The sequence below is a fragment of the Bradyrhizobium sp. CFUWI genome (assembly GCF_056429085.1).
In genome coordinates this window covers 85685-108052 of the sequence record NZ_JBWJZE010000004.1, presented here as the reverse complement: position 1 = coordinate 108052, position 22368 = coordinate 85685, and the positions used below count along the sequence as shown (strand labels likewise).

Sequence of the window (22368 nt, the reverse complement as noted above, 5' to 3'; positions counted from 1 at the left end):
CCCCGACACAAGCGACGCTCAGAACTTGAAGTTCGCGAACGCCCGCACGCCGATGCCGGGTAACAGCACCTGGTCCTTGTTGAAGGAGACGGCATTGCGGATGTTCTCGTTCAGCAGGTTGTTGCCGACGAGCCCAACATGCATCTCGCGCGCGCCGAACCAGCTTTGATCGAGCTTCGTCTTGTAGCTGACCTCGGCCCTTAGCAGGTTGTAGCCAGGCGTCGGCGTCTCCGCGATCGGTGCGATGTCGTTTTGCGCGAACGCGTGCAGCAGGTTGATCCGCGCAAACCAGTCGGCGTCGCGATAGTACAGACCACCGCCCAGCCGCTGGGGCGGAATGCGCGGCACGTTGGTGCCGTCGTCGAAGGTCGCGCGCACGATGTCGTATTGACCCTCGATGCCCCAGATCCCGTTCCAGACCGGCATCACGTCGTACTGGAACTGGAATTCGCCGCCACGAAATGTCGCGTCGCGCTGCGAATAGAGCGCCTGATTCAGTTCGAGGCCCGGGCCGAGCTGGCAAGCGCCGTCCTCACACGTGTTGCCGGTCAGGCGCCGGTAGATAAAACCGTTGAACTTGGTGTAGTAGCCGGTGATTTCGAAGCGAAGCGGCCCTACCGCCCGCCGCAGTCCCGCCTCGACCGACTTGGCGGTCTCGATGCCGAGATTGGGATTGCCGATGTCGAAAGTGGTGGTGGCATCGTGGCCGCCGCGCGAAAACAACTCCGCCGGTTTTGGCGCACGCTCGACATATTGGCCGGTAATGCTCGCGACCAGATCCCAAGGAAGGTTGTGAATCAGGCCGATGCTCCCGCTCACCGGCGTGAAGTTGCGGTTGACCGCCGTTGCGGGGCCGATCGCGGCGGGATCGACGGTGAGGTCGAACACATCGGGGACGAAGGCTGGCGCCGTGCCGCTCAACCTTGCGCTCTCGACGCGTCCGGCGATCTGAGCCTTGGTCGCTTCGCTGAACTTGAACTCGTTGAAGATGTACCCGGCGACCTTCGTGTTCTTGTTCGGATCGAACAGACCGTTGATTGGGCTGCCTGGATCGTCCGGACTCGGCGCGGTGAGCTTCTGGTGCGACGCCTGAACGCCTACGGCGGTGGTCAGCGCAGCAAAGCGGACGTCGAACGGCGCAAGCTGCACCTCGACGCGGCCTTCCTGTTCCTTGCTGGTGAAGGTTTGTCTCACGCCGAGGGAGGTGAGATCGGCAGAGTCGGCGAGCCCGACCTCATCGTGCTTATAGTCGGTTGCCCCAGCCCAGAACCGGATCGCATCGATTGCCGCAGCGTCCGGCCGATATTCGCCTTTTGTCGTGAACTTTGTTTGTCGTCCGTCGATCCGCGTCAGGAACTCGCTGCCCTCGATACCGGGAATGTGGTAGAGCGCGTTGTGCTGCGTGATCGCCGCGCCAACGTATCCGCCATCGAAGATGTAGGAGCCGCCGACAGATCCGCCGTAGGCCTGCGATGCCGAATTCGGCTGGCGACCGTTGAACGGCAGCGTCGGGTCGGTCAAGAACGGGTAGCTCGGGATGCTGTAGTCGCCGGCCTTGCGGCCAAAGGCATCGGCGTGGACGGCAAAGTTACCGCCGCCGGCGTCGAGCAGCACGGCACCTTCGGCCCCGCGATCGACCGAAGTCACGGCCGTCCGTGTTTCCGCGGTGATGCAGCCCGGCGATCCGACGTTTGCCAGCGGCGCCTTGGTCGGGAGTCCGTAAGTCGCAAAGGGCGCCGTGCAGGACGGCAAGGCATCCGGAATTCGATTGTTGGTTGCGCTGACCACGCCGCCGATCGCGGTGGAGCCGTAGCGCAGCGTCGCCGGTCCGCGGATGACCTCGACCTGGTTGGCTGCCAGCGGATCAATTGGCACGAAGTGATCCTCGCCGAGATCGGACGCGCCGTTGCTGCCGGTCCCGTTCTCGACGATGCCGACACGGTTGGTGTCTAGCCCGCGAATGATGGGGCGGCTGGATGCGCCGGGAGCGTATTCGGAGCCGGTGATGCCGGGCTTGGAGAACAGCAGATCGCCGAGCGTGCCGCCGCCGTTACGCCGGATCTCCTCGTTCGGCACCACGGTGACGGTCGCGAACTGATCGGTCACAACAGGCAGCACGCCCTGCTGAGGCGCGGCAGGCACCGGAGTTGCCGGCGCTGCTTCCGCCGCTTGCTCGCGGCTGCGTACTCGTGCCGTTCGCGCACCACGGCCGGGATTGCGGGACGGCACCACCGCCCTGCGCACGATCGGGCTTGGTGCCGTCACCGTGACGGCGGGAATCTCGGTCGACGATTGGCCCTGTGCAGGCGTTTGGGCGAAAGCGGGCGTGACGGCACCGAGCAGGAGCAGGCTTGCTCCACCAAGACGCTGCGCGTGTCGCGATTGAAATGACATGGTCCTGATTCCAGTCAGGCGCCGTCCGCATGATGGTTTGCTGATCGGAGGCGGCCTGCCGTCGCGGCGCGACGGAATTCGACTTCAACTTTTTCCGGCCGATCGCCTGAAAGCGGCGAGGGGCGGGCGTGATCAAGTGGTGTCGGGAGTCAGGACGCGGGAGGGGCGCGCGGCTGGAACGCCGTGGCGGCCGATTTCAGATGGAGGAATTCGGCATCGGTGGTGCGGTAGAGCAGGTCGATCGCCTGCGGCAGCTGCAACAGAGGCGGCGTCGCGAACAGGATCGTGCCTGCCATCGCGGCCACGGCGCAGATCGCGCAATTGTCCTCGCCCGGCTGCTCGCGATCGGGGCTTGAGGGCGATTGCTTGTGAGCCGCCGCGCGGTCGCCCGCAGCTTGATCCTTGGCACTGTCTTTGGGGCCGTCGGTCTGGTGGAGCGTGGCCTGGGCCAGCGGTGCGGCCTGGGCAAACCAATGGCTGTGACCGAACGTCAGCGCGAACTGCACCAGCATCGCGAGCAACGCGAGCCGGGCACCGTGCCTGATATTCGACCGGAACCACTTCATCGGAAAATGCCACCCCCAACACCGCGAGGCGCCAAGTCCCTATGCGATGTTATAATGTAACATCGCTCTAATCGTCAGCCGATGTCAACGGCGCTCCAACCCGCCCAGCACGGGTGGCAGGCCGATGTGGCGTTCGAGCAACGGAGCGTTCAGCGCCCTTCGCGGACCCAGGTCGCGGCGAAGGCGCCGAGCAGCAGCAACAGGCCGATCAGGCCGGCAAAGATCGGCAGCACGCCGACGCCCTTGACGACGCTGGCATCGCGCATCCGCACCCCCATCCAGCCGTCCCCGGCAAAGACGCTGGCCGAACGCACGGGCAGGATGCGCGGCAGCTCGATGCTGGCGCCATTCGCCACGCGCACGGCGTTGCCGCCGGTCGCCTGCGCCAGCGGCTTCAAGGTCTCGACCGTGGAGGTGACTTCCGAAAACTCCTTCGGATTGGTCGGGCCGACATTGATCAGCGCCTTCAGCGTGCCGTCGGTGGCCTGCCACAGGCCGAGCTCGCTCGCCGGCAGGCTGGCGCGCCATTCGCCGGGCTCCCCCTGGCTCAGCGTCAGATCCTGCGACACGCCGGACGGCGAGGTCACGCTCACCGGCTGGACGCTGTCCGCCATGGTCTGGCGCACCACCACCAGATTCTTGCCCTGCACCTGGAGGCGCAGCGCCTCCTCGTCGAGGTCGGGCTGCTTCATCAGCCAGTGCGACATCCGCCGGAGCAGGTCCAGATGCGGGCCGCCGCCCTCATAGCCGCGCGCCCACAGCCAGATGTGGTCGGAGAGCAGCAGCGCGACGCGGCCCTCGCCGAAGCGCGACAGGAACAGAAGCGGCTTGCCGTCGGCGCCCGTCATCACCGGCGGGTTGACGGAATTGCGGGTGTCAACGGTGCGGAAGAAACGGCTCCAGCGCGGCGGCTCGGAGGCCGAGCCCTCCAGGGCGCGCGTGACGGGATGGCGTTTGCCGAGGTCGGACAGATGCGCATAGAACGGCTTTTCCGTCACGCCGACCGGTTCGGCCGGCAGCACCGTATCCAGCGGCGTGCGCCAGATGCTGGTGTTGGAGGCGTAGTCGGGGCCGGCCGAGACCAGCACCGCGCCGCCCGCGCGGACATAGCGCGCGATGTTGTCGAAATACGCGATCGGCAGCACGCCCTGACGGGCGTAGCGGTCGAAGATGATCAGCTGGAATTCGTTGATCTTCTGCTGGAACAATTCGCGGGTCGGAAACGCGATCAGCGACAATTCGTTGATCGGCGTGCCGTCCTGCTTCTCCGGCGGACGCAGGATGGTGAAGTGCACGAGGTCGACGCTGGCGTCGGACTTCAAGAGGTTGCGCCAGGTGCGCTCGCCGGAATGCGGCTCGCCGGAGACCAGGAGCACGCGCAGCTTGTCGCGCACGCCGTCGATGGCGACGACGGCGCGGTTGTTCACCGGCGTCAGCTCGCGCTCGAGCGGGGAGGCCTCGATCTCGACGATGTTCGGACCGGCGTGCTTGATGTCGACGTCGACGCTCGCGGCCTGGCCGCTTCCCAGCGTGCGCTCGTTGATGACCTCGCCGTCCCTGCGGATCGTGACCCTGGCGCGCTCGCCGGTGACGCCCTGGTCGTCGAGGCGGTAGCTGATGGTCTGGGTCTGTCCGACGATGCCGAAGCGCGGTGCGGCCGTGATCGCGATGCGGCGGTCGCGCTCGTCCTTCTGCCCGGTAACAAGCGCATGCACCGGGGCCTGGAAGCCGAGCGCGGCGGCGTTCGCTGGGATGTCGTGGACACGGCCGTCGGTGATCAGGAACGCGCCGGCGACGCGGTCGACCGGCACGTCCGCCAAGGCCGAGGCGAGGGCGCCGAACAGCTTGGTGCCGTCGGTCTCGCCATCGGCCTGTCCGGCATCGACGACGCGCACCTCCAGCCCCTTGATCTTCTTCAGGCTGTCGACCAGCGCCTCCTGCGCAGCTGCGGCCTCGCGATTGCGGTTGCCGAAATTCTGGCTCGGGCTCTTGTCGACGACGATTGCGGCGACCGAGGTGAGCGGCTCGCGGTCCTCGCGGGTGAAGGAGGGATTGGCGAGCGCGAGCAGGAACAGCGCCAGCGCGGCCACGCGCACGGCAGCGCCGCGCGCGCGCGCAATCAGCAGCACCAGTGCGACGATGACGATCGCGGCCAGCGCGAGCCACAGCACGATCGCGGGAACAAGCGGCGTGAAGGCGATGCCGTAATTCATCAGACCAACCTATCAACGTCATTCCGGAGCGGTCCGCAGGACCGAATCCGGAATCTCGAGATTCCGGGTCTGGTCCTTTGGACCATCCCGGAATGACGGAGCGTATGGCTCAGGCTTACTCGCATCATTGCCCCAACCGTTCGATCAGGGCCGGTGCGTGCACCTGGTCGGCCTTGTAATTGCCGGTCAGGGTGTACATCACGATGTTGGCGCCGGCGCGGTAGGCGAATTCGCGCTGGCGGGTGTCGCCGCCGGTCACCGGCAGCATGGCCTGGCCGTCGGGCCGCACCGCCCAGGCGCCGGCAAGATCGTTCGAGGTGATGATGATCGGCGAGACACCGTCGCCGCCGCGCGCCGGCCGCTGCGCGCTGTCCTCGTCCTCGTCGCGCGGCAGGGTCTCGACCCAGGTCTGGCCGGTGACGAAGCGGCCGGGGAAGTCGCGCAGCAGATAGAAGGTCTTGGTCAGCACGTGCTCGCGCGGCACCGGCTCGAGCTCGGGCACGTCGAGCGAGGACAGGATCTCGCGCAGCGTCTGCATGGCGGGGGTCTGCGCGGCGCCGTTCGCGCCGGGCGGCGCTTCGATCGCGTCGCGGGTGTCGAACAGCACGGTGCCGCCCTGCTTCATGTAGGCGTCGATCTTGTTGATGGCATCCTGCGGCGGCTTGCGCGCGCCCGGCACGATCGGCCAGTAGATCAGCGGGAAGAAGGCGAGCTCGTCGCGCGTGGGATCGATGCCGACGGGATCGCCGGCCTCGAGCGCGGTGCGCTGGGCCAGGAACAGCGTCAGCCCGTTCATCCCCGCCTTGACGATGGAATCGACGTCGGCATTGCCTGTGACGACATAGGCGAGGCGGGTTTGCGCCGTCGCTTTCATCGCGAAATCGTCCGTGGCGCCGTCGGCGCGTGACGGCGTCGGCGCGAGCGAGGTGAGCAGCAGGCCGAGCACGATCATGGCGGGCGCGGCGCGGCGGCGCAGCAGCGCGGCGATCCCGCCGCCGAGCACCGCGACGATGAGGGCGTCGATCAGGAACAGGCCGAGCGCCGTCGACAGCAGCCAGCCGCGCAGGTCGCGCGGTTCGGCATTGGTGTAGGTGGCGTGCCGGGCGCGCAGGCTCGCGGTGTTGAGGGCAGCGATGCGGTCGGCGCCAGCAAGCGTGTTCACGGCGAGCGGTCCTTCGGCCGGGCCGTAGAACCCCGGCGGATGATCTGATGTGGCGCGGTCGCGGTAATCCGCGGGCAGCGGCTTTGCGGTCGCCGGCGGCGGGCCGAAGGCGCCGAAGCCGTCGAGGATGTGCAGCGGCGCCACCGTCTCGGTGGTCGCTTCGCCGGCAATTCCGGGGCCGGGCTTGGACGTGTAGCCGGACATGTCGACCACCCGCCGCAGCATTTCGACGAAAGTGCCCGACATCGGCAAGTCCGACCAGCGCATGTCGGCACTGACGTGGAACAGGCTGACCAGCCCCTTGCCGCGATGCTCGCCGGTCACCAGCGGCGTGCCGTCTTCGAGCGAGGCCCAGCTCCTGGTGGCGAGCACCGCGTCGGGCTCGGCCAGCACCTGGCGGCTGACGGTGACGTCCTTCGGCACCGCGACGCCGGCAAACGGGCCGTCGGTCGTGAAGGCGGCAAGATGCTGCGGTTTCTCCCAGGTCAGGCTGCCGCCGAGCGTGCGGCCGCCCTTGCGCAGCTTGACCGGCACGAGGTCGTCCTCGGCCTGCGCCAGCCTTGGACCTGCGAACCGCACCAGGACGCCGCCCTGGTCGATCCAGGCGTTGATGCGCTCGCGCAGCTCCGGCGCGATGGTGCCGACATCGGCGAGGATGATCATCGGCAGCTTCTGGTCCAGGAATTGTGTGATGCCCTGCTGCGGCGAGCCCTTGTCGGCGAGCCTGACGTCGGCGAACGGCGCCAGCGCGCGGGTGAGGTAGAAGGTCGGCGCCAGCAGCGGCTGCGCGGTCTCGCTGGTCGAGCCCGAGACGATGCCGATGGCGCGGCGGCGCCAGCGCTTGTCGAGCAGCTGCACCGCGCCGGCGGAGCGCTCGCCCGAGATCTCGAGGCGGTTGATGTCGTTGCGCAGCTCGACCGGCAGATCGAACGCGGCGTCGGTCTCCTTGTCCTGCGGGCCGAACGAGAACCGCGCTTCGCCGATCGGCGAGGCCTTCTGGTCGAGCGCGCGCACGGTGCCGACCGCGATGCCGCTGTCGGTGCGCAGCACCTTCACCGTCATCTTCGCGGCGGCGTTCTCGGCCGCGACCAGCGCCAGCGGCGAGGAAGTGCCGCCTTCGAAGATGGTCAGGCTGCGCTCGCCGATGGTCTTGCCGAGGCCGGCCACGAATTCCTCGCCGCGACCGGTGTCGACGCCATCCGACAGCCAGGCGATCTCGCAATCGCCGGTGGCTTTCAGGAAGCGCTCGATCGCGGCGAGCGTGTCGACGCGGTCGATCGAATAGGGCTTTGGCGCGAGCTGGCGCAGCGCGACACGGGCGGCGCCCGCCGGCATCAGGGTGATGTCGCGGTTCGGCTCGGACAGCGGCACCAGCGCGATGGCGCGGCGGTCGTTGTCGGCATTGGCGATCAGCTCGTCGGCGGCCCTGATCCTGACATCCCAGTGCGATGCGGCGCTCCAGCCGTCGTCGAACACGATCATCAGCGGCGCCTTGCTGCCGGCGAGGCCGGTTTGCGGATTCCAGATCGGGCCGGCGGCGGCGAAGATCACCAGCGCTGCCGCAAGCAGCCGCAGCGCGGTCAGCCACCATGGCGTCCGCGAGGGGGTCTCCTCGCGCGGGGCGATGTCGAACAACAGGCGGGTCGGCGGAAACTCGATGCGGCGCGGCCGCGGCGGCATCACGCGCAGCAGCCACCACAGCACCGGAAGGCTGACGAGGCCGATCAGGAGCAGCGGCTGGGTGAAGGCGAGCGGCAGTCCCATCATGCGGCCGGCCCCGCCTTGATGGTCGTGGTGCGGGCGCCCGACTTGCTCACCTGCATGCCGGCATGCAGGAACAGCAAGAGCTCGGCGGCGGAGCGGTCAGTGGCATGCGTCGTGAACAGCCAGTCGAGCTTCTTGGTCTCGGCGCGGATCTGGTCGCGGTGCAGCGCGAGCCGCGCGGTGTAATCCTGCGCCCAGCTCTCGGCGCGGCCGGCGGTGATCACGCCGAACCCTTCGGGCTCGACGAACTCGACGCGGCCGGAATAGGGGAACGATTCTTCGGCGGGATCGACGACCTGCACCAGCGTGCCGTGCGCCCCGGAGCCGGACAGCCCCGCGAGCGTCGTCCTGATCTCGGCGATCGGCGACCAGAAATCCGACAGCACGATCGTCTCGGCGAGCGCAGCAGGCACGAAGGACGGCGGCAGGCTGAGACGATCGGCATCGTCATGCAGCATCGCCTGCGCCATCTTGTCGATGACGCTGCGGCTCGACGTCGGCGCCATCAGCCCGGGAATCCCGACGCGTTCGCCGCCGGAGACCAGGAGCTCGGCCAGCGCGAAGGCGACGATCAGCGTCCGTTCGAGCTTGGACTCGCGCGCGGTCTTCGAGGCGAACGCCATCGAGGGCGAGCGGTCGGGCCAGATCCAGACCGTGTGCGAGGCTTCCCATTCGAGCTCGCGGACATAGAGATGGTCGTCGCGCGCCGAGCGCCGCCAGTCGACGTTCTGCGACGGCTCGCCGGAGACGAAACGGCGATACTGCCAGAAATTTTCGCCGGACCCGGCGCGGCGCCTGCCGTGCAGGCCGTGGATGACGTTGGCGGCGATCCGGCGGGCTTCGAGCACGAGACGCGGCAAGGACGCTGCGAGCGTGCGGCTTTCGCCATCGGCACGTCGGATCGCGAGGACCTCCTTGGCCGTGTGCCCGTTCTCCGCTGCCATCAACCGATCCGTGTCTTCAATTGCCGGATCACGTCCGGAATCGTGCGGCCTTCGGCGCGTGCCTGGAACGTCAGCGCCATGCGGTGCTTCAGCACGGGCTCGGCGAGATCGAGCACGTCGTCGACCGACGGCGCCAGACGGCCGTCGATCAGCGCACGCGCGCGCACCGCCAGCATCAGGGATTGGCTGGCGCGCGGGCCGGGGCCCCAGGCGATGAACTTGCCGGATTCGCCGGCGTCGGGACCCGGACGGGCCGCGCGCACCAGCGACAGGATCGCCTCCACGACGGAATCGCCGACCGGCAGGCGCCGGATCAGCCGCTGCGCGGTGATCAGCGCGTCCGCGGTCATCGATCCCTTCGCCAGCGTTTCCTCGGCGCCGGTGGTCTCGAACAGGATGCGGCGTTCGGCGTCGCGATCGGGATAGTCGACGTCGATCTCCATCAGGAAGCGGTCGAGCTGCGCTTCGGGCAGCGGATAGGTGCCTTCCTGCTCCAGCGGGTTTTGCGTCGCCAGCACGTGGAAGGGTTTTGGCAGGTCGTGGCGCGCGCCGGCGACGGTGATGTGCTGCTCCTGCATCGCCTGCAGCAGCGCCGACTGCGTGCGCGGGCTGGCGCGGTTGATCTCGTCCGCCATCAGGAGCTGCGCGAACACCGGACCGGAAATGAAGCGGAAGGCGCGCTTGCCCGTGGTGCTCTCGTCCAGCACCTCGGCGCCGAGAATGTCCGACGGCATCAGATCGGGCGTGAACTGGATGCGCTTGGCATCGAGGCCGAGCGTGACGCCGAGGGTCTCGACCAGCTTGGTCTTGGCAAGGCCGGGCACGCCGATCAAGAGCGCATGGCCGCCGGAGAGGATGGTGACCAGCGTGTTCTCGATCACGCGATCCTGGCCGAAGATGACGGACGCGATCGCATCCTTCGCGGCGCGAATCTGGCTCGACACCTGCTCGGCCGAACGAACGATCCCGTCCTCGAGTTTCTCGACACTCTCCGCCATCCGCTCGCTCCTTCAGCCGCCAGGCGGCTCGCCTGGGCCGTCATGGCATCGCATCGCGTCAAATCATGGGCCCATGCTAGGCTTGCAGGAAGACCATGTATTCGTTGAATTAACCTATCCCCACCTTATCGGCTTCGGGTTATGTACGGCATCACGAAGTGGCGACCTCCACACCGGGCTATTCCGGATGGAACCGTGCACCCGCGTACAACGTAGACCTGCACCAATCGTGCCAAGGACAAAGTCAGGGCAAACCATGGCGAACCAAGGGCAGAGCGCCGATCGCGGCCTCGAGGGGCTGACTGCCGCCGCCAAGAACGCTGCCAATGCCGAAGGCGGCAAGAAGGGCCTGCCGCCGGTGCACCTGTGGAATCCGCCGTTTTGCGGCGATCTCGACATCCGAATCGCCTCCGATGGTACTTGGTTCTACTTGGGCACGCCAATCGGGCGTCCCGCGCTGGTGCGGCTGTTCTCGACCATCCTCAAGCGCGAGGGCGACAAGCATTTCCTGGTCACGCCGGTGGAGAAGGTCGGCATCCGCGTCGACGATGCGCCGTTCATGGCGGTCGAGATGCAGAAGGACGGCGAGAGCGGCCATCGCGTGCTGCGCTTCCGCACCAATGTCGACGACTGGGTCAGCTGCGATGCCGCGCACCGGCTGCGCTTCGAGCAGGCGGCGGACGGCGGGCTGACGCCTTACTTGCATGTCCGTGCCGATCTCTGGGCCAAGGTCACGAGAGCGCTCTATTACGATCTGGTTGACATGGGCGAGGAGCGGATGGTCGATGGCCAGCCGATGTTCGGCGTCGAATCGGCGGGCGAATTCTTCACCATGGCCGATGCGGAGCAGGTGAGGGCCGCGCTTTGAACAAGCCCATTCTGAAAAGCGACCAGGTTGCGCTCGGTGCAGCGGATTTCTTCGCCCGCTCCAAGGCGAAGCTCGGCTTCGACGTGCCGGCCGGCCTCTACGATCCCAACATCATTCCCACCTCGGGCGATCCCGGCACCGACAAGATGCTGGAGATCATCGCGCGCGAGCAGCCGGTGCGCCCCGCGGCGGTGCTGATCGCCGTGGTCGATCATCCCGAGCCGACCATTCTGCTGACGCAGCGCGCGGCGCATCTCAACGACCATGCCGGCCAGGTCGCCTTTCCCGGCGGCAAGATCGACGCGACCGATGCCTCGCCGCTGGACGCGGCACTGCGCGAGGCCGAGGAGGAGGTCGGGCTGTCCAGGGACTTCGTCGAGCCGCTCGGCTATCTCGATCTCTACGGCACCGCGTTCGGCTTCCGGATCCTGCCGACGGTCGCCAAGGTCCGGCCGGGCTTTTCGCTCACCATCAACCATTCCGAGGTTGATGACGCCTTCGAGGTGCCGCTATCCTTTCTGATGAACCCGGTGAACCATCAGGTGCACAGCAAGGAATTCCGCGGCATGGAGCGGTCCTATTACGCGATGCCGTTCGCGGAGCGCTACATCTGGGGGGCGACGGCCGGAATGCTGCGTGTGCTCTACGAGCGGATCTATTCGTCATGATCCGGACGGTTCTGACCGAGATCGGAATTTTCCTCATCCCGTTTGCCGTCTATGCGCTGTTCCTGGTCGCGAGCCGCTCCGGTGTGTTCGCGCGTTCGTCCTGGCCGGTCACGATCGTCGCGCGCCTCACTTTGGTCGCGCTTGCGCTCGTCATCGCCGGCCTGATCGGCCTTGCGGAGTTCTCCGGCGCGCCGCCGGATTCGACCTATATTCCCGCCCATATCGAGAACGGTCGGCTGGTGCCGGGCGTGGAAAAATAGGGGCAGCACGATGAGCGCGGAGCCGTTACTCGCGCCGGTCCTTGCCGATGCGCCCTGGCTGATCTCAGGCGGGACCGCGCGCGTCCTGCAATTGCTCAATGCCGACGGCGAGGAGGCGCGGGTGGTCGGCGGCGCGGTGCGCAACGCGCTGCTTGGTCTTGTGCCCGGCGACATCGACATCGCGACCACGGCGCGGCCGGAGGAGGTGATGCGACGTGCCAAGGCTGCCGGCATCAAGGGAGTGCCGACCGGCATCGATCACGGCACCGTCACGCTGGTCATCGACAGCCATCCCTATGAAGTGACGACGCTGCGCGAGGACACCGAGACCTTCGGCCGCAAGGCCAAGGTCGCGTTCGGCCGCGACTGGGTCAAGGACGCCCAGCGGCGCGACTTCACCATGAACGGCCTGTCGGTCGACGCAAAGGGCGTCGTCTACGATTATGTCGGCGGCATTGCGGATGCCAAAGCGCGCCGCGTGCGCTTCATCGGCGATCCCGACCAGCGCATCGCCGAGGACTATTTGCGCATCCTGCGCTTCTTCCGCATCCACGCCGCTTTCGGCGCGGGCGAGCCCGACCGCGACGGCTATCTCGCCTGCATCCGCGGCCGCGCCGGCCTTGCCAGCCTTTCGGCCGAGCGGGTGCGGATGGAGACGCTGAAGCTCCTGGTGGCATCGGGCGCAGCCGCGGCCGCGCTGGCCATGGCCGAGGGCGGCCTCCTGCAGACGCTGGCCGGCGGCGTCGTCTACACCGGGCCGCTGGCGACGATGATCGCGATCGAGCGCGAACTTGGTCTCGCCGCCGGCAGCACGCGGCGCCTCGCTGCGCTGACCGTCGCCGTGACCGAGGATGCCAAGCGCGTCGCCGCGCGCCTGCGGCTGTCCAATGCCGAGACCAAGGCGCTGGATTCGATGGGACACCGCTGGTGGCGCCTCGCCACCAAGGACGACGCCAATGCGCGGCGGCTGCTCTACCGGCTCGGTGCCGAGCGCTATCACGATCGCGTGTTGCTCGGCTGGGCGCGGAGCGGCGGCGATGTCGCCTCCACGCGCTGGCACGCGCTCGCCGAGCTGCCGCAGCGCTGGACTGCGCCGAAATTTCCGCTGAAGGCCGCCGACTTCATCGCCCGCGGACTGCCCGAAGGACCCGCGCTCGGACATGTGTTGACGCTCGCCGAGGACGCTTGGCTTGCGGCGGATTTTCCCCTAGAGGAAGCCGCGCTCGCTGCCATCGCCGATCAAGCTGCGGCCCGCATCAACCGCGACGAGAGAACGTGACCATCGTCTCAGGCTTCGCCGACATCTCGATTTTCCAGCTGCTGCTGGTCGCGTTGATGGCGTTGTTTGCTTCGATCATCGGCGGTCTCGCCGGCTACGGCACCGGCGCCCTGATGCCGCTGGTGCTGGTGCCGCTGGTCGGCGCCGAGCCCGTGGTGCCGATCATCGCGATCTCCGCCATCTTCACCAATTGCAGCCGCGCGGTCGCTTACCTGCGCTATGCCGACCGCCGCCGCGCGCTGATCGTGCTCGCCTGCGCCGCGCTGACCACCGCGCTCGGCGCCTACGGCTACACGCGGCTGACCAACGCGGGCGCGGCGCTCGTGATCGGCACCATGCTGATCCTGAGCGTGCCGCTGCGCCGCGTGCTCCGCCGCCGAAGCGTGCGGATCGGCGACGGCGGCCTTGCCGCCGGCTCGGTCGGCTATGGCGTCCTGGTCGGCGGCACCTCCGGCTCCGGCGTGATCCTGCTCTCGCTCCTGATGGCCGCCGGCCTGGAGGGCGCCGCCGTGATCGCGACCGATGCGATGATCTCGCTCGGCACCGGCCTCATCAAGATCTCCGTGTTCGGCCTCGCCGGCGCCGTCACCGCGCAGGTGCTCGCCTTCGCGCTGCTGATCGGCGCAATCGCGATCCCCGGCGCCTTCCTGGCAAGGGCCTTCGTCGAGCGGATGCCGCTGCATATCCACACCGCGATTCTCGATGTGGCTGTCATCACCGGCGGGCTGGTGATGATCTCGGCGGCGGCGGCGAGGCAGCTCGTCGCGTAGACGAGCGGGCCAACTGGTCATTCGCAACGTGTCCGCGATCGAGGCTCGTTCTCATAAACGTCGGCTGCGGAGTCAACCGGAAGGCGCCGGCTCAACGGTCTGCGGGCAACTTATGACCCGAAGCGGTCGTTTACACTACGCGCGCAAGGAAAACGCTGGAAGGCTCCACCTCAATCAGGAACGCATCATTGGCAAGGCTCGGCACCCCGATCCACGTTGCGCAAGGCGGATTGTCTCCGAATGTTGCCCTGAGCGCGCCACTGATCGCCTCGCTTTCGTGCAGATGTTCCTGCTTGATGTATAGGCGAAGTGCGCCGACGTCATTGAGCGTCGCGCCAACCGAAGCCAGTGCGCTAGCTAGATTTTCAAGGCTCTTTTCAAGTTGACGCCCGATGTCGCCGGCACCAATGATTTTTCGATCGGCATCCCAAGCGACTTGGCCAGAGATATTGGCAACGTCACCGAACGGCGTCCGGACGATTGCGACCTGAGCAAAGCCATAGGGCCGACTGTCAAACAATCCTGCAGCGGCCTGTACGGATCGGCTCATTGTAGCTCCTTATCTTGGTGCGGGGCTGATTGCGCCGCGACGGAATAGCACACAACTGCGATAAAGACACTTCAGCTTGGGGGCCCGAGGGCGAAGTTCGGTTGGCCTCAGAAATGGTCTGCTGATCGAGGGGGACCGAAGTGACACGTCGCCGGCCGCATCTTCGATGCGATCCGACCTCTCCCTACGGGAGAGGTGATCCGAGTTCTCCGTACGCATCGACTCAACCGAACACATTCCGCTCGAGACTGTCCGCGGCAGCTGTTGACCCATGCCGACAAGACTCGGGGTTCGTTCGCCTATCGGCTGCCATGGGCAAAGCGAACCTGACCGCGTATCGGCATCGTCGACGCCCAAACCAGACGTTCTGGCCAGAATAAATCGGACAACTCGCCGTCACACGCGCCAGCGGCAAAGTACCACACTCTAGAATGAAGGGTTGTGCGCGCCGGTTAATGCACGCTTAGCCTTAATCGAGTTACGGTAGTCCGTTCGTTGCTGCTTGCTGGCCCGAGGCCGTATGAGTCTGTGTTTCTTTTGAGCGACTGGTTCGCAGGTGTCCCAACCCTTGGAGTGCTGTTCAAGAGATTCATGATTAATGTTGCATGGGCAAGCATCGTACTCATTGCAATGCTAATTCTTCAGCTTCCCGCTGAATACGCAGCTGTCGTTTACTTCGGTGTTCTTGTTGTGAACGGCGTGATGGCCTTTGTTTTTTACGTCAGCGCGTGCAAATGCGTGAGTGACGGTGCGCAACCTACTTCCATCCGCTCCAATCCAAGTTGGCGGACTTGCAAGAATCAGAGATGAAAATCAAGCTTGCCATTGCAGCATTCGTTGTCCTCGGTGTCGCTGGTCTCGGTAATGCTTACGTGCGTAGCTATCCGCCGTTCACGTCTCAATTTGTGCAGACCTGCGAAAAGGCGATTCAAGAGCGGCTGGCGGATCCCTCCACCTATCAACGGATCGACCTGGAAGACTCCAGAAGAACGATCACGTGGGACGAATTTTTCGCCGAGCCGGAACGGGCCGTACCCGAGTCAACCAGAAGATTCATGATGCAATCAGCGCGCCACCCGCCGGTTCAGTATGTGGCGCTCATCGACTTCCAAGCTCAGGATTCCGTCGGTGCCATCATGCGAGAAAGGGCATCATGTACGTTCAACTCGCTCACTGGCAGCGATGCGCCGACTCGTACGTTTTGGGTGAAGATCGATGGCGAACGTAATTTGGAGTGGGCCGCCAGGCAGCCCAACGCCGCAACGCTCCACCGGCGCTTGGTGAAAAATCTGTGATGCGGCGGGTCGGCTATTGGCCCTACTGCAACATCCAGCCATGTCAGCTGTTGCCCGCGATTGGCAGATCAGCAGACATCGAACGCGCTGGAGCCGAGCAGGCCGGCCTGGCCGGGATGCGGTCTTGAGCGCGCCTACTCTTCGTCCTCGTCGTCTTCTTCCTCCTCATCTTCCTCTTCCACCTGCACCAGCACGGCCAGTGGCAGCGTCTCGCGGAACAGGTCGCCTTCCATGCCCATCCAGAGGCAGAGCACGTCGTTCTCCTTCACCTCCGCAACCGTCAGCGGCTGACCGCCGGATTTCAACATCACGAGATCGCCGGCTTTCAATTCCATGGATTGTCCTTTCGCGTGATCGATCTGCAGGGCAGCCTAGCAAGCGGTCATGACAGGCCGATCACGCCGGCTGGCCCCGACGGGAAATTCCGCCGGCGGGGTGGCGGAGAGGGCGACGCAAATCAGGAGAGATCAGAGAGGTCATCGCCCGCGCCGATCGAGCCTGACTCCATGATGCTTTAGTCGCTCCTCTGCAGCAGCAGAAGATGCGGCACGGCCTAGCGATCGAGGGTGCGCCCAGGCGCTGGTAGAATTGCATGCAGCGCGAAGACGCCTCATCCCGACCGCATCACGGCTCGCCGGGCAGACGAATGCAGCGCGAAGACCTCCCCGTCGCGAATTTCGACGATGACATCATACCCCTGTTTTGCCCGACGGATCAGGGGCGTTTCGTAAAATCCGTAAGGCCTTGATCTTGCTGGGGCCGTCTACTGTGCATGGGGTTGTTTTTCGATTTTTTGTTTGGAGGCCTGCTCAGGACCGGCCCGGCACCAATTCGGTCAGCGAGCGGATGATGCGGTCGGGCTTGACGGTCGAGCCTTCGGGCAGGCCGTCGCCGTGCACGTCGATCCAGATCGAATAGATGCCGAGGCGTTGCGGCGTCACGACTTCCCATTCCAGATTGTCGCCGATCATCCAGGTGTCCGCAGGCGTGACGCCGAGCGCCTCCATTGCATGCAGATAGGCGCGCTCCTCGGGCTTGCCGAAACCGTGCTCGCCCTCGATCTGGATGTGGTCGAAGCGATGCGCCAGCTCGAACCGCTCGACCTTGGCGCGCTGCATGTCGGCGGCGCCGTTGGTGACCAGCGCGAGCTTGACGCCGCGTGCCCTGAACGCGTCGATCGCATCATGCGCACCGGGGAAGACGAAGATCGCTTCCTCGCGGTAGGTGGTGAAGCGGTCGGCGATGCGATCGGCGAGATCGTCCGACAGGGCGCGATGGCCGTCGGCGGCGAGCGCGGCGAAGCCGCCGCGCACCGTGAGCCGCCGCGCCTCGCCGAGCTTCATCCGCCAGATCGGCTCCGCGGTCGACCAGAACTGCCGCGCATAGGCGAGCACTGCGGTCGCGACCTGCGGCGGCGGCAGCGGCGCAAGCTCCTCGGCAAACTCGTTCGCGATCGTGTTCCAGGCGATCTCGGGCCGGCCATAGGCCGACAGAATGGTGTCGTCCATGTCGATCAGCATGGCGCGGGGGAGCGGCTTCGAAACGGTCACGGCCACTTCACCTCCGGCGGCATCGATGACAGGATCGAATCGACGTTGCCGCCGGTCTTGAGCCCGAAGATGGTGCCGCGATCATAGAGCAGGTTGAACTCGACATAGCGGCCGCGCCGGACCAATTGCTCCTCGCGGTCGGCGGCGGTCCAGGCGCTGGCGAAATTGCGCCGGACGATCTCGGGGTAGATCTTCAGGAAAGCGCGGCCGACGTCCTTGGTGAAGGCGAGGTCGGCGTCCCAGTCGCCGCTGTCGTGCCAGTCGTAGAAGATGCCGCCGATGCCGCGCGACTCCTTGCGGTGCGGCAGGTAGAAATACTCGTCGCACCATGTCTTGTACTTGTCGTAGTCGGCAACGCCGCTGTTCTGCGCGCAGGCCTCCTTCATCGCGGCGTGGAAGGCGATCGCGTCGGCATCGTCCTGCGTGCGGCGGCGGTCGAGCACCGGCGTGAGGTCGGCGCCGCCGCCGAACCAGGCTTTCGTGGTGACGACGAAGCGCGTGTTCATGTGCACGGCGGGCACGTTCGGATTGCGCATATGCGCGATCAGCGAGATGCCGGAGGCCCAGAACTTCGGGTCGTCCGCCGCGCCGGGAATCTGGGCGCGAAATTCAGGGGCGAACTCGCCGTGCACGGTCGAGCAGTGCACGCCCACCTTCTCGAACAGCCGGCCATGCATCATCGACATCACCCCGCCGCCGCCGGGCGCGCCGGTATGGTCGGCGCGCTGCCAGGGCGTGCGCTTGAAACGGCCGGCCTCGCCCGGATAGAGGTCGTGCGGGGCGTCGTCCTCGAGCAGCTCGAAGCTCGCGCAGATGTCGTCGCGCAAGGCTTCGAACCAGGTGCGGGCGCGGGTCTTGCGGTCTTCGATCGTCGAACTGTCCATCTTCATTCCCGGTCGCTTGCCATGCGTAGTGCCATAGGGTGGGCAAAGGCTCCCTTGCGCCGTGCCCACGTCTTTGTCGTCATCCTGAGTGGTGGGCACGCTTCGCTTTGCCCACCCTGCGAGATCTGTCCCTATCTGATGCCGAGCGATTTATGCGTCTGCACGCTGAGCCGCCATTGCGGATGGCGCAGGCAATAGTCGATCGCGCGCGCGGTGTTCTCGATCACCTCGGGTCCATCCATCGGCTGCAGCGAGAAGCGCTCGAAAGCGAGGTTCTCGAACGTCTCGGGCGCGGCGAGGGCCTGCGGGTAGACCAGCTTCAGCTCGTGGCCCCGGCGCAGCACCAGCTCGCTGCCGCCCTTGGGACTGACGCAGATCCAGTCGAGGCCATCAGGCGCTTCGATGGTGCCGTTGGTCTCGACGCCGATCTCGAAGCCGCGGGCGTGGAGCGCCTCGATCAGCGCGGTGTCGACCTGGAGCAGCGGCTCGCCGCCGGTGAGCACCACGTAGCGGCTCGCTTCGGCGGCGCGCCATTGCGCGGCGATGGTATCGGCGAGCTCGGCGGCCGAGCCGTAGCGGCCGCCGAGCGTGCCGTCGGTCCCGACGAAGTCGGTGTCGCAGAACTTGCAAGTGGCCTCAAGCCGGTCCGCCTCGCGCCCGCTCCAGAGGTTGCAGCCGGCAAAGCGGCAGAACACGGAGGCGCGCCCGGCGTGGGCGCCTTCGCCTTGCAGGGTCAGGAAGATTTCCTTGACCGCGTAACTCAATCGTCTCTCCTCAAACCTTCAGACTTGTTGAACCTTCAGACTTGCGGGTTCCGGATCTGCCGCAGCGCCTCGCCTGCGGCCATCGCCGCGGTCATGGCGACATTGAGCGACCGCAGCCCGGCCTTGATCGGGATCACCAGCCGCGCATCCGCGGCCTCGACCACCGCCTCGGTGACGCCGGCGCTCTCGCGCCCGAATAGCAGGATGTCCGACGTCTGGTAACGGAAATCGCGATAGTCGGTGGCCGCCTTGGTCGTGAACAGCAGCAGGCGGTGGCCATGCGCGGCGCGCCAGTCCTCGAATTTCAACCAGGAATCGTGCCTGACGATGCTGACATGGCCGAGGTAGTCCATTCCCGCCCGGCGGAACGCGCGGTCGGACACCGGGAACCCCGCCGGTTCGATGATATGGGCGTCCAGTCCGAGGCAGGCGCAGAGCCTGAGAATCGTGCCGGTGTTCTGAGGGATGTCGGGTTGGAAAAGCGCTATCTGCATCGGGAGTGGCGGGTTGGCTGCGGGACGGAAATGTCTCAATAAAACATCGCCTGCCCGGGAATTCGTGCATGGCACGCCCCCGCGCCGATAGCGGGCTTGCGCTCGCCCGGCAAGGGTGCCAATAGAACGATTCTGGACTGCTGTTTCGCCTGTTTAGAGGCGAATAAGCAAAGTTCTGCCGCCGCGGGGGGCCGCGGGCGCCGGCAGCCTTTCCGGGGGCCTCATGGGCGCCCCCTGGAGCGGTTTCCACCGGTTGCACAAGAAGAAAGGGTTGGAATCGTGACGACAGCGTCTTCGGCGGACCATCCGACACGCCGTGATTTCTTATTCGTTGCAACCGGGGCAGCTGCAGCAGTAGGGGGCGCGGCCGCGCTCTGGCCCTTCATCTCCCAAATGAATCCTGACGCCTCGACCATCGCCGCCGGTGCGCCGATCGAGGTCGATCTCAGCCCGATCGCCGAGGGCCAGGACATCAAGGTGTTCTGGCGCGGCAAGCCGATCTACATCAGCCACCGCACCAAGAAGCAGATCGAGGAGGCGCGCGCCGTCAACGTGGCGAGCCTGCCCGATCCGCAGACCGACGAGGCTCGGGTCAAGTCCGGTCACGATCAGTGGCTGGTCGTGATCGGTATCTGCACCCATCTCGGCTGCATCCCGATTGCTCATGAAGGCAGCTACGACGGGTTCTTCTGCCCCTGCCATGGTTCGGTGTACGATACGTCCGGCCGCATCCGCCAGGGCCCTGCGCCCTCGAACCTGCCGGTGCCGCCGTACCAGTTCGTTTCCGACACCAAAATCCAGATCGGCTGAGCTTTGGACCTTCGTCCGAAGCTTCGCGCCGTCTCGTCGTATTATTTCCTCAGGATCGCATCATGAGCGGACCATCCGACTACCAGCCGAGCAATCCGGCCCTGCAATGGATCGAGCGGCGCCTGCCGATCTTCGGCCTCATGCACTCCTCGTTCGTCGCCTATCCCACCCCGCGTAACCTGAACTATTGGTGGACCTTCGGCGCCATCCTCTCCTTCATGCTGGGGATGCAGATCCTGACCGGCGTGATCCTGGCGATGCACTATACGCCGCATGCCGATCTCGCCTTCAAGTCGGTCGAGCTGATCGTTCGCGACGTGAACTACGGCTGGCTGCTGCGCAACATGCACGCGGTCGGCGCCTCGATGTTCTTCGTCGCCGTCTACGTCCATATGTTCCGCGGCCTCTATTACGGGTCGTACAAGGAGCCGCGCGAGGTGTTGTGGATCCTCGGCGTCATCATCTACCTCCTGATGATGGCCACGGGCTTCATGGGCTACGTGCTGCCCTGGGGCCAGATGAGCTTCTGGGGCGCCACCGTCATCACCAACCTGTTCTCCGCCATTCCCTATGTCGGCGAGAGCATCGTGACGCTGCTGTGGGGCGGCTATGCGGTCGGCAACCCGACACTGAACCGCTTCTTCTCGCTGCACTATCTGCTGCCGTTCGTGATCGCGGGCGTCGTCGTGCTGCACGTCTGGGCGCTGCACGTCGCCGGCCAGAACAATCCTGACGGCGTCGAGCCGAAGACGGAGAAGGACACGGTGCCGTTCACGCCGCATGCCACCATCAAGGACATGTTCGGCGTCGTCTGCTTCATGCTGCTCTACGCCTGGTTCATCTTCTACATGCCGAACTATCTCGGCGACGCCGACAACTACATTCCGGCGAACCCGGGCGTAACGCCGCCGCACATCGTGCCGGAATGGTATTACCTGCCGTTCTACGCGATCCTGCGCTCGATTCCGGACAAGCTCGCGGGTGTCGTCGCGATGTTCGGCGCGATCATCATCCTGTGCTTCCTGCCCTGGCTGGACGCCGCGAAGACGAAGTCGTCGAAGTATCGCCCGCTGGCCAAGCAGTTCTTCTGGATCTTCGTCGTTGTCTGCATCCTGCTCGGCTATCTCGGCGCGCAGCCGCCGGAAGGCATCTACGTCATTGCCGGCCGGGTCCTGACCTTTTGCTACTTCGCCTACTTCCTGATCGTGCTGCCGCTGCTCGCGCGCATCGAGAAGCCGCGGCCGGTGCCGAACTCGATCTCGGATGCAGTGCTCGCCAAGACCGGCAGCCGGTCGACGCCGATGGTCTCGACCGCGATCGTGCTGGCGCTCGCCGGTTCGTTGTTCGCGGGCTCCATCGACAGCGCGAAGGCGTCCGAAGGCAGCGACAGGCCGCCCGGCAACAAATGGTCGTTCTCGGGCCCCTTCGGTACGTTTGACCGCGGGGCGCTGCAGCGTGGCCTGAAGGTCTACAAGGAGGTCTGCGCCAGCTGCCACGGCCTGTCCTATGTCGCCTTCCGCAACCTCGCCGAGCCCGGTGGGCCCGGCTATTCGGTGGCGCAGGCGTCGGCGTTTGCGGCCGAGTACAAGGTCAAGGACGGCCCGAACGATGCGGGCGACATGTTCGAGCGTGCGGGCCGGCCGGCGGACTATTTCCCCTCGCCATTCCCGAACGAGCAGGCTGCACGTGCGGCGAACGGTGGTGCGGCGCCGCCCGACCTGTCCCTGATTACCAAGGCTCGCTCCTACAAGCGCGGCTTCCCCTGGTTCATCTTCGACGCCTTCACCCAGTATCAGGAGCAGGGGCCTGACTATGTCACCGCGCTGCTCCAGGGCTATGAGGACAAGGTGCCGGAGGGCGTCACCATCCCGGAGGGCTCCTACTTCAACAGGTACTTCCCGGGCCACGCCATCAAGATGCCGAAGCCGCTCAGCGACGGCCAGGTGACCTATGACGACGGCTCGCCGGCCACCGTCGCCCAGTACGCCAAGGACGTCACCACGTTCCTGATGTGGACCGCCGAGCCGCACATGGAAGCGCGCAAGCGTCTCGGCTTCCAGGTCTTCGTGTTCCTGGTCCTGTTCGCGGGCCTGATGTACTTCACCAAGAAGAAGGTCTGGGCCAGCTCGCACTGA

Annotated in this window: 20 protein-coding genes; 8 read left to right on the top strand and 12 right to left on the bottom strand. The window is 65.9% G+C overall.

Going from position 1 to position 22368, the window contains the following annotated elements; translation table 11 throughout:
- Positions 1-18: 18 nt before the first annotated feature.
- The 6 genes from AC066S_RS10955 to AC066S_RS10930 all read right to left on the bottom strand — a co-directional run bounded on the left by AC066S_RS10955 (position 19) and on the right by AC066S_RS10930 (position 10041).
- On the bottom strand, positions 19-2394 hold the full coding sequence (locus AC066S_RS10955; RefSeq protein ID WP_478269646.1) for a TonB-dependent receptor: 2376 nt from the start codon (positions 2392-2394) through the stop codon (positions 19-21).
- A 149-nt stretch (positions 2395-2543) separates the two neighbouring features.
- On the bottom strand, positions 2544-2960 hold the full coding sequence (locus AC066S_RS10950; RefSeq protein ID WP_478269645.1) for a DUF2946 family protein: 417 nt from the start codon (positions 2958-2960) through the stop codon (positions 2544-2546).
- 149 nt (positions 2961-3109) lie between these two features.
- Positions 3110-5173: a hypothetical protein gene (locus AC066S_RS10945; protein WP_478269644.1), complete on the bottom strand. Its 2064-nt coding sequence runs from the start codon at positions 5171-5173 to the stop codon at positions 3110-3112.
- A gap of 124 nt (positions 5174-5297) precedes the next feature.
- Positions 5298-8102 carry a DUF4159 domain-containing protein gene (locus AC066S_RS10940; RefSeq protein ID WP_478269643.1) on the bottom strand — a complete coding sequence of 935 codons (2805 nt, stop codon included), beginning with the start codon at positions 8100-8102 and terminating at the stop codon, positions 5298-5300.
- On the bottom strand, positions 8099-9043 hold the full coding sequence (locus tag AC066S_RS10935; RefSeq protein ID WP_478269642.1) for a DUF58 domain-containing protein: 945 nt from the start codon (positions 9041-9043) through the stop codon (positions 8099-8101). The genes AC066S_RS10940 and AC066S_RS10935 overlap by 4 nt, the downstream gene beginning before the upstream one ends.
- On the bottom strand, positions 9043-10041 hold the full coding sequence (locus AC066S_RS10930) for an AAA family ATPase (protein ID WP_126260476.1): 999 nt from the start codon (positions 10039-10041) through the stop codon (positions 9043-9045). The genes AC066S_RS10935 and AC066S_RS10930 overlap by 1 nt, the downstream gene beginning before the upstream one ends.
- Positions 10042-10297: 256 nt before the next feature.
- Here AC066S_RS10930 and AC066S_RS10925 point away from each other — a divergent pair, with 256 nt between their 5' ends.
- From AC066S_RS10925 to AC066S_RS10905, 5 genes are read left to right on the top strand one after another with little or no spacing between them, the layout of a single operon-like run.
- The gene (locus tag AC066S_RS10925; protein WP_478269641.1) at positions 10298-10909 is read left to right on the top strand and encodes a DUF1285 domain-containing protein; all 612 of its coding nucleotides are present in this window, start codon (positions 10298-10300) and stop codon (positions 10907-10909) included.
- A complete protein-coding gene (locus AC066S_RS10920; protein WP_135167752.1) occupies positions 10906-11577 on the top strand; it encodes a CoA pyrophosphatase in 672 nt (223 codons plus the stop codon). The genes AC066S_RS10925 and AC066S_RS10920 overlap by 4 nt, the downstream gene beginning before the upstream one ends.
- Positions 11574-11837, top strand: coding sequence for a DUF6111 family protein (locus AC066S_RS10915; protein ID WP_126260473.1), 264 nt, complete (start codon positions 11574-11576; stop codon positions 11835-11837). Before AC066S_RS10920 ends, AC066S_RS10915 begins: the two co-directional genes overlap by 4 nt.
- Before the next feature lie 10 nt (positions 11838-11847).
- Positions 11848-13116, top strand: coding sequence for a CCA tRNA nucleotidyltransferase (locus AC066S_RS10910; protein ID WP_478269640.1), 1269 nt, complete (start codon positions 11848-11850; stop codon positions 13114-13116).
- Positions 13113-13886, top strand: coding sequence for a sulfite exporter TauE/SafE family protein (locus AC066S_RS10905; protein WP_478269639.1), 774 nt, complete (start codon positions 13113-13115; stop codon positions 13884-13886). Before AC066S_RS10910 ends, AC066S_RS10905 begins: the two co-directional genes overlap by 4 nt.
- Before the next feature lie 130 nt (positions 13887-14016).
- Here the strand turns inward: AC066S_RS10905 and AC066S_RS10900 are convergent, their stop codons facing one another.
- Positions 14017-14436, bottom strand: a complete 420-nt coding sequence (locus AC066S_RS10900) for a RidA family protein (protein ID WP_478269638.1) — start codon at positions 14434-14436, stop codon at positions 14017-14019.
- Positions 14437-15242: 806 nt separating this feature from the next.
- Here AC066S_RS10900 and AC066S_RS10895 point away from each other — a divergent pair.
- Positions 15243-15731: a hypothetical protein gene (locus AC066S_RS10895; RefSeq protein ID WP_126260470.1), complete on the top strand. Its 489-nt coding sequence runs from the start codon at positions 15243-15245 to the stop codon at positions 15729-15731.
- 134 nt (positions 15732-15865) lie between these two features.
- Here the strand turns inward: AC066S_RS10895 and AC066S_RS10890 are convergent, their stop codons facing one another.
- The 5 genes from AC066S_RS10890 to AC066S_RS10870 form a co-directional block, all read right to left on the bottom strand.
- Positions 15866-16066 carry a YodC family protein gene (locus tag AC066S_RS10890; protein ID WP_126260469.1) on the bottom strand — a complete coding sequence of 67 codons (201 nt, stop codon included), beginning with the start codon at positions 16064-16066 and terminating at the stop codon, positions 15866-15868.
- Positions 16067-16540: 474 nt separating this feature from the next.
- Complete coding sequence (locus AC066S_RS10885; protein WP_164718946.1) at positions 16541-17251, bottom strand: HAD family hydrolase; 711 nt, start codon at positions 17249-17251, stop codon at positions 16541-16543.
- 26 nt (positions 17252-17277) lie between these two features.
- Positions 17278-18165, bottom strand: a complete 888-nt coding sequence (gene hemF / locus AC066S_RS10880) for an oxygen-dependent coproporphyrinogen oxidase (RefSeq protein WP_478269637.1) — start codon at positions 18163-18165, stop codon at positions 17278-17280.
- Between the two features lie 131 nt (positions 18166-18296).
- Entirely contained in the window at positions 18297-18929 is a 633-nt protein-coding gene (gene queE / locus AC066S_RS10875) for a 7-carboxy-7-deazaguanine synthase (protein ID WP_126260466.1), read from the bottom strand.
- 35 nt (positions 18930-18964) lie between these two features.
- Positions 18965-19423: a tRNA (cytidine(34)-2'-O)-methyltransferase gene (locus AC066S_RS10870; RefSeq protein WP_126260465.1), complete on the bottom strand. Its 459-nt coding sequence runs from the start codon at positions 19421-19423 to the stop codon at positions 18965-18967.
- A gap of 279 nt (positions 19424-19702) precedes the next feature.
- Here AC066S_RS10870 and petA point away from each other — a divergent pair, with 279 nt between their 5' ends.
- Both petA and fbcH read left to right on the top strand, forming a co-directional pair.
- Complete coding sequence (gene petA / locus AC066S_RS10865) at positions 19703-20233, top strand: ubiquinol-cytochrome c reductase iron-sulfur subunit (RefSeq protein WP_028134854.1); 531 nt, start codon at positions 19703-19705, stop codon at positions 20231-20233.
- A 62-nt stretch (positions 20234-20295) separates the two neighbouring features.
- Positions 20296-22368 carry a cytochrome b/c1 gene (fbcH, locus tag AC066S_RS10860; RefSeq protein WP_478269636.1) on the top strand — a complete coding sequence of 691 codons (2073 nt, stop codon included), beginning with the start codon at positions 20296-20298 and terminating at the stop codon, positions 22366-22368.